7 protein-coding genes and 1 tRNA gene are annotated in these 7,065 nt (G+C 40.1%); 6 read left to right on the plus strand and 2 right to left on the minus strand.

Annotated features, from left to right (window positions below; all coding sequences use genetic code 11):
• The 6 genes from pstS to ACIR310F_RS0105765 form a co-directional block, all read left to right on the plus strand.
• On the plus strand, positions 1 to 940 hold a 940-nt coding region (gene pstS, locus ACIR310F_RS21685; protein WP_231387404.1), incomplete at its 5' end, for a phosphate ABC transporter substrate-binding protein PstS.
• Between the two features lie 185 nt (positions 941 to 1,125).
• Complete coding sequence (gene pstC, locus ACIR310F_RS0105745) at positions 1,126 to 2,118, plus strand: phosphate ABC transporter permease subunit PstC (protein WP_028082990.1); 993 nt, start codon at positions 1,126 to 1,128, stop codon at positions 2,116 to 2,118.
• A 79-nt stretch (positions 2,119 to 2,197) separates the two neighbouring features.
• Entirely contained in the window at positions 2,198 to 3,079 is an 882-nt protein-coding gene (pstA, locus tag ACIR310F_RS0105750) for a phosphate ABC transporter permease PstA (protein ID WP_028082991.1), read from the plus strand.
• Positions 3,080 to 3,100: 21 nt separating this feature from the next.
• Positions 3,101 to 3,880 (plus strand): phosphate ABC transporter ATP-binding protein PstB, encoded by a 780-nt coding sequence (gene pstB, locus ACIR310F_RS0105755; protein WP_028082992.1) that lies wholly within the window; start codon positions 3,101 to 3,103, stop codon positions 3,878 to 3,880.
• 82 nt (positions 3,881 to 3,962) lie between these two features.
• Positions 3,963 to 4,559 carry a chromophore lyase CpcT/CpeT gene (locus tag ACIR310F_RS0105760; RefSeq protein WP_028082993.1) on the plus strand — a complete coding sequence of 199 codons (597 nt, stop codon included), beginning with the start codon at positions 3,963 to 3,965 and terminating at the stop codon, positions 4,557 to 4,559.
• Positions 4,560 to 4,692: 133 nt separating this feature from the next.
• Positions 4,693 to 4,763 (plus strand) — tRNA-Cys (locus tag ACIR310F_RS0105765).
• A gap of 205 nt (positions 4,764 to 4,968) precedes the next feature.
• Here ACIR310F_RS0105765 and ACIR310F_RS0105770 read toward each other — a convergent pair.
• On the minus strand, positions 4,969 to 6,675 hold the full coding sequence (locus ACIR310F_RS0105770) for a diflavin flavoprotein (RefSeq protein WP_028082994.1): 1,707 nt from the start codon (positions 6,673 to 6,675) through the stop codon (positions 4,969 to 4,971).
• 139 nt (positions 6,676 to 6,814) lie between these two features.
• Positions 6,815 to 6,958 (minus strand): hypothetical protein, encoded by a 144-nt coding sequence (locus ACIR310F_RS25275; RefSeq protein ID WP_155963636.1) that lies wholly within the window; start codon positions 6,956 to 6,958, stop codon positions 6,815 to 6,817.
• Positions 6,959 to 7,065: the final 107 nt, after the last annotated feature.

Raw genomic sequence — 7,065 nt, forward strand, 5'->3', positions numbered from 1 at the left:
GACTTTGAACGGTGCAGGAGCAACATTTCCCGCTCCTCTTTACGAAAAGTATGCCCGTGAAGTTAAGAAAAAATATCCTGATTTGAAAGTTAATTACCAAGCAATTGGTAGTGGTGGTGGTATTCGTCAAACCATTGCGGGAACTGTAGACTTTGGTGCTAGTGATGCAGCCATGAAAGATGATGAGATTGCTAAAGTTAAAAATGGTGTCATTTTAGTACCTACTGCTGGTGGTGCTGTTTCCGTTGTTTATAATGTACCTGGTGTCAACAACCTGAGATTATCTCGCACTACATTACCAGATATTTTCTCTGGAAAAATTACTAACTGGAGTGACGCGAAAATTAAAGCGGATAACCCTGGTGTGAATCTACCAGATCAACCAATTAAATTTGTGGTTCGCGCTGATGGTAGTGGCACAACTTTCATTTTTACTAACCATTTAAGTTCTATTAGCGGTTATTTCAAAGGTAGAATTGGTGCTAATACTGCTCCCAGATGGACTTTACCAAACGCCCTCAAAGGTAAAGGAAATCCGGGAGTAGCTGCATTGGTGAAAAGTAATCCCGGATCTATTGGTTATGTTGAATATGACTATGCTACCAAAAACAATCTAAAATCGGCGGAATTGCAAAATAAGAAAAGACAATTTGTCGCTCCTTCCTTAGCATCTGCTAACTCAGCCTTATCAAATGTAACTTTTCCCGACAACTACCGCGTTTTTATTGGAGACCCAGAACAAGGTTATCCTATTGTTGGTTTAACTTGGATGATGGTTTACAAACAGTATTCTAATCCTACTAAAGCTGATGCAATTAAAAAATGGATTAACTGGGTTCTCAAAGACGGTCAACAATATAATGATGACCTCAACTACACTAAAATTCCCAGTGATGTTGTCAATCGTGTATTAAAGACTGTAAATAGCACTGTCAAGTAATTTTGTACACACAGTCATAAGTACCACACCCCACCCTTTCCTTGTCAAGGGGAGGGAATAATCTCTTCCTAAAGCATTGGGGAGACTGGGGGGAGTAATATCACTAACTAAAACTTTGCAAATACCCTGTTTTAAATACCCTATAAAATGTATATTCCTTTTATTTCCTCCACCTGTTATTAATTATGACTAATTTCTTTGAAGAACGGGATAAGAATTCACTGAGTTTAAATAATGGAAATATTGATTTAATATCGAGCAGTGGTATTAACTTCTGGTTCGATAGAGGATTTACCTGGCTGGTGTATATTTTTGCTGGTATTACTGTAGCCATTCTATTTGTGATGACTTGGGTAATTTTTCAGCAAGCACAACCGGCTATTGGTGAATTCGGACTGGGCTTTTTATGGAGTCAAGATTGGGATACAGGTAATCAAATTTTCGGCGCGTTGCCCTATATTTATGGAACACTGGTAAGTAGTGCGATCGCCATTTTACTAGCAGTACCCGTGGGTATATCCATAGCTTTAGTAACTAGTGAGGATTTCTTACCCATTCCGGTTAAAAGTACCCTCGCTTTTGTGGTAGAATTAATTGCAGCTATCCCCAGTGTAATTATCGGTTTATGGGGAATTTTTGTATTTATTCCTGTCATCAAACCTTTGGAAAAATGGCTTGGTGGCACTTTTGCATTCATACCACTATTTAATACCGAAGATCCAGTGGGAAATAATATGTTGACAGCGGGAATTATTCTCTCCATTATGATTTTACCGACAATGGCAGCTATTTCTCGTGATGTAATGTTGGTCATTCCTAAGGATTTACGTACTTCATCTATGGCTTTGGGAGGAACTCGCTGGGAAACAATTTTTCGGGTGTTATTACCAGCAGGATTTTCCGGGTTGGTAAGTGCGGCTATGTTGTCTCTTGGTAGGGCTTTGGGAGAAACAATGGCAGTAACCATGGTAATTGGTAATTACGCTCAAATCAGTCTATCTTTACTTGATCCAGCATACACAATCCCCGCTGTTTTAGCTAATGAATTTGCCGAAGCTGAACCAGGATTACATATTGGTTCGTTAAGCTATTTAGGCTTAATTTTATTTGCCTTAACTCTAGCTGTCAATATTGCGGCTGTTTTATTAGTTAAATGGGTTGGTAAAAAGAATAGATGAAAGGAGTCAAGAAGAAGGAAGAAAAAATGAAAATTTCTGTCTAAAATCCAAAATCTAAAATCCAAAATCCAAAATTAATATGAGTGGTTCTTTCAAGTCGCAAGTAGATCAATCCATAACGACGGAATTATGTAAGCCCCTACCTACCAGTAGACAAGTATTTACATACTTAATGAATGGACTGGCCTTTGGTTTAACCGCATTAGCACTATTGCCTTTATTATCCATATTGTGGGAAATTCTGCACAGAGGACTTTCTGGCTTTAGGTTGGAGATGTTATTTAGTCCATTAATTGAAAATGGCTTTGCTAATGCTATTCTTGGTACTGTACTTATGGTAAGTATTGGTGCATTATTCAGTATTCCCGTGGGGGTAATGACGGGAATTTTCTTAGCAGAATTTAGTCAAACTAACCCAGTCGCTCAATATGTTAGATTTATTACTAGTATTCTGACGGGTGTGCCTTCAATTGTGGTGGGGATGTTCGCTTATGGTGTGATTGTTTTAATAACTAAGCAATTTAGCGCCATTGCTGGTGGTTTTGCTTTATCTGTAATCATGCTACCCGTGATAGTATTGACGACAGAAGAGGCTTTAAAGTTAATTCCTATACCTCAGCGTCTTGCATCCGCAGCCTTGGGAGGGACCCGCTTCCAAACTACTTTTCGCGTGATTATTAGTGCTGCTATCCCAGGAATTACTACGGGTATTTCCTTAGCCATAGCTCGTGCTGCTGGTGAAACCGCACCACTAATTTTTACCGCTTTATTTAGTCAAAATTGGTCAGATAGTTTATTAAGTCCTACTGCTTCGTTACCAGTATTGATTTTTAATCTTTATAATAATCCCGACCCAGCAGTAAACCAATTAGTTTGGACTACTTCTATCATTCTTCTGACCATAGTGCTATTTTTTAGCTTGATATCTCGCTTAATCTCTCAGAAAAGTAAAGCCAATTAAAAACGTTTTTTGTATTAAATTATGAGTAATCTAACCACAGCGATCAAAGTCAAAAATCTTAGCTTTTATTACGGCAACTATAAAGCTATTCAAGGGATATCATTGGATATCTATAAAAACCAAGTTACCGCACTAATTGGTCCTAGTGGTTGTGGTAAATCTACATTCATTAAAACTATTAATCGCATTAATGAATTAGAAGGAAAAGTCAAAGTTGAAGGTAGTATCGAATTTTTTGGTCAAAACATCTATGACCCTCGCATTAATATCAATCGTCTGCGTCGGGAAATTGGTATGGTATTCCAAAAACCAAACCCTTTTCCCATGAGTATTTATGAAAATATTGCTTACGGCGTAAAAATTGCCGGCCGATGTCCGAAAGTAGAATTAGATGAAATTGTGGAATCTGCGCTTAAAGGTGCTGCCCTCTGGGATGAGGTCAAAGATAAACTAAAACAATCTGCTTTTGGGCTTTCTGGTGGACAACAGCAGCGTCTTTGTATCGCTAGGGCTTTAGCAGTCAAACCCAAGGTGTTACTCATGGATGAACCTTGTTCAGCCCTCGATCCTATTGCTACCATGAAAGTGGAAGACTTGATTCACAAGTTGCGAACAGAATTTACGATTGTCATTGTCACTCATAATATGCAGCAAGCAACTCGTGTTTCTGATTTCACAGCCTTTTTCAGTACCGATGAAAGTCGTATCGGTCAGATGGTAGAATTTGGTGCTACCAGTCAAATCTTTGGTAGTCCCTTAGATGCTCGTACCCGTGACTATGTTTCTGGACGTTTTGGTTAAATACGGTTAAATATAAGATGTAGCTTGAGCCTCATCAGGATTTAAAATCATAAGCATTCCTCATGCAAAATCCAAAATTAGTATGACTCATTCTACAGATATTACCACCTTAGCACGGTGGATGGCGGCCGATTTTAGCAATCAAGCCCAAGTTTTTGAGAATCCGGCTTTTTTTGCCCATATTCGCGTATGTATGCGTCCCCTGAATTGGCAGGTATTATCAGGGGTGAGTTTGTTTGTGGAACAAGCTTACGACTATATGCTGAATAAACCCTACCGCGTGCGGGTGTTACATCTGACAACTGTAGGGGATAAAATTCACATTGAAAACTATACAGTCAAAGCAGAAAAAGACTTTTACGGTGCTTCTCGTGATTTACCCCGGTTACAAACTTTAACAAGCGATCGCCTAGAAAAGCTTTCTGGTTGTAACATGATTGTAGAATGGACTGGCCGCCAATTCCAGGGCAGAGTCGAACCAGGAAAGGGCTGCATTGTCATCCGTGACGGGCAAAAAACCTATTTGGATAGTGATTTTGAAATTGATGGTGAAAGGTTCATCAGCCGTGACAGAGGGCGAAATCCTGAAACAGATGAGCATATTTGGGGTTCTGTCGCTGGTCCTTTTCACTTCCTGCGTTGGGGGAATTTTGCCCAAGAAGTCAAATTAAATCCTTAAAATCCAATACTGGACAGGCTTTCAGTCTGTCCAGTCTGTGAAAAAAATTAATAATCAAAAGCATAATTAAAAAAATTTCTCCTAGATAGTGCAAATTGGGAAAAATGGTGCTATCATAAGTAATCGTAGGCGCGGCGACATAGCCAAGTGGTAAGGCAAGGGTCTGCAAAACCTTCACCCCCGGTTCAAATCCGGGTGTCGCCTTTGAGAAAAACCAGCCAAAACCAAGCATTTCCAGGTTTTAGATGATAAATTATGGGACGGGTTTGAAGTTCTAATTGTTTGAAGTTCTAATTATTGAAAATTAAGCATTATTTAAAGTGATCAAAAATACGAGCAGACGTTTTACATCATAGCGTCAAAAAAATTACCCCTCTATCTAATCCTAGAGGGGCTAAGACGTAAGGTGTTAATAATAACTCGCTGATTTGCGATGATGTATCGCTGTGACACCATCTTGATTTAGGACTTTACCATCATCAACAGTCGCATAAACCAACCAATGATCACCAGCTTCTATGCGACTTTGCACAGAACATTCTAGATAAGCTAAAGCACCATTGAGAATAATACCTCCATTATTGGCTTCTTGAATGTCCAAACCCGCAAATCTATCTTGTCCAGGAGTATAAACCTTCATAAATTGCTTACGGATTTCCTTCCCTTCCGCTAAGATGTTAACGACAAATTTGTTATTGGTGTGAGTCATGTTTTCCATAGCCCGGTCTTTAGCAACCGCAATAGTTAAACCAGGCGGATTAAAACTAGCTTGTGTCACCCAAGAAGCTAACATTCCTGTTTTGATGTCTCCTTCGGTTGCTGTAACTACACACAAAGAACCAACTATGCGACCCACGGCTTGTTCTACATTTGTAGCAGGTTGTTTAGCGACAACTAATCTTTTCGCCGCTTTTTTCAATGCTTGAGCAAAATCAGTTCCCGCTTCTTCGCAGGTTTGTAAGGTGACTTCATTGGGTTTGAATTTGACGCGAATGGTGTCAAAACCAAATCTGTATCCTGCGTCTTTAAGTTTACCTTCAATTAAATCAACCGCTTCCCCACTCCAACCAAAAGAACCAAATACCCCCGCTAATTTATTATTAGTCGCAGTTGAGAGGACTATTCCTAAAGCTGTTTGTACCGGTGTGGGTGCGTGTCCTCCTAAGGTGGGAGAACCTATGACAAAACCGGCGGATTTTTCCACAGCGGCTTTGATTTCTTCAGGTCCAGTAAATTCGCAGTTAATGGCCTCGACACTCACACCAGCCTTAGTGATACCGCGAGCGATCGCCTGTGCTAAAGTTGCAGTATTACCATAAGCTGAAGCATAAATTAAAGCCACAGTCATATCAGCGGAGGTTTGCTGTTTAGTCCATTCTCTGTAACCCTTGGTAATGTCAATTAAACCATAGCGGACAATTGGACCATGACCCGTAGCGTACATTCGCACGGACAAATCTGCTAATTTCTCTAAAGCTGTTTCGACTTGTTTAGCGTGAGGTGCCATTAAACAGTCAAAATAATAGCGTCTATCCTCATTAAACACCTCCCAACCTTCATCAAATACCTGGTCTGAGCAAATATGCGCCCCAAATAGTTTATCAGAAAATAAGATTTCTGTTTGCCGGTCCCAGGTACAAAGTTCGTCAGCGTAACGGGGGTTAGGAGTGGGAATAAATTGTAAATGGTGTCCTTTACCTAAATCAAGGGTATCTTCCCCGCGCATAACCAGAATTGATAAATCTTGATTTTCCAAAGCAGCGCGTAAATTTATCGCCCCCGGGTTAGAACAAACAAAGGTAATTTGGGGAGCAATTTCCAGTAAAGCTTTTAACGTCGCAGCCCGGTTGGGGTTAACGTGACCAAGGATCACATAATCGAGATTTTTGACATTAAACCGCTGTTGTAAAGCTTGGAGGTAGATTTCGGTAAAAGTTTCGCCAGGGGGGTCAATAAGGGCATTTTTATCGCCTTGGATGAGATAAGAATTAGCCGTTGTTCCCTTAGCTAAAGCATATTCAATTTCAAATCTTAATCTAGCCCAACTGCGCGATCGCAATATTATGGTATCTGTACCAATGGGCAGTATTTGTACATCACGGGGTTTATTAGTCATTGGTCAGTTGTTCGTTATAGAGAATTTTGGTGTTGCTGAATGAAAGGATGAATTTGTCTCACGCAGAGGCGCAGAGGCGCAAAGAGTAAGATTTCACGATGATATGTGGTGCAATTTTCATAGATACCTTCTCCGTTTGCTATTTTTTTATTGTGCCTGGAAATCTAGCTAAGGCATATTCAAGTTCAAATCTTAATCTAGCCCAACTGCGCGATCGCAATATTATGGTATCTGTACCAATGGGCAATATTTGTACATCACGGGGTTTAGTTTCTGACATCATACTTTATCTCCTTGATTTCTGAACATAACTCCACTTATCTCCTGTCCCCCTCCTCGCTTGCGGGGAGGGGCTAGGGGTGGGGTTTTAACCACTGAATAATCTCCTCC

Origin of the sequence: Dolichospermum circinale AWQC310F, assembly GCF_000426925.1 — a bacterium.
In the GTDB taxonomy this organism is placed as follows: domain Bacteria; phylum Cyanobacteriota; class Cyanobacteriia; order Cyanobacteriales; family Nostocaceae; genus Dolichospermum; species Dolichospermum circinale.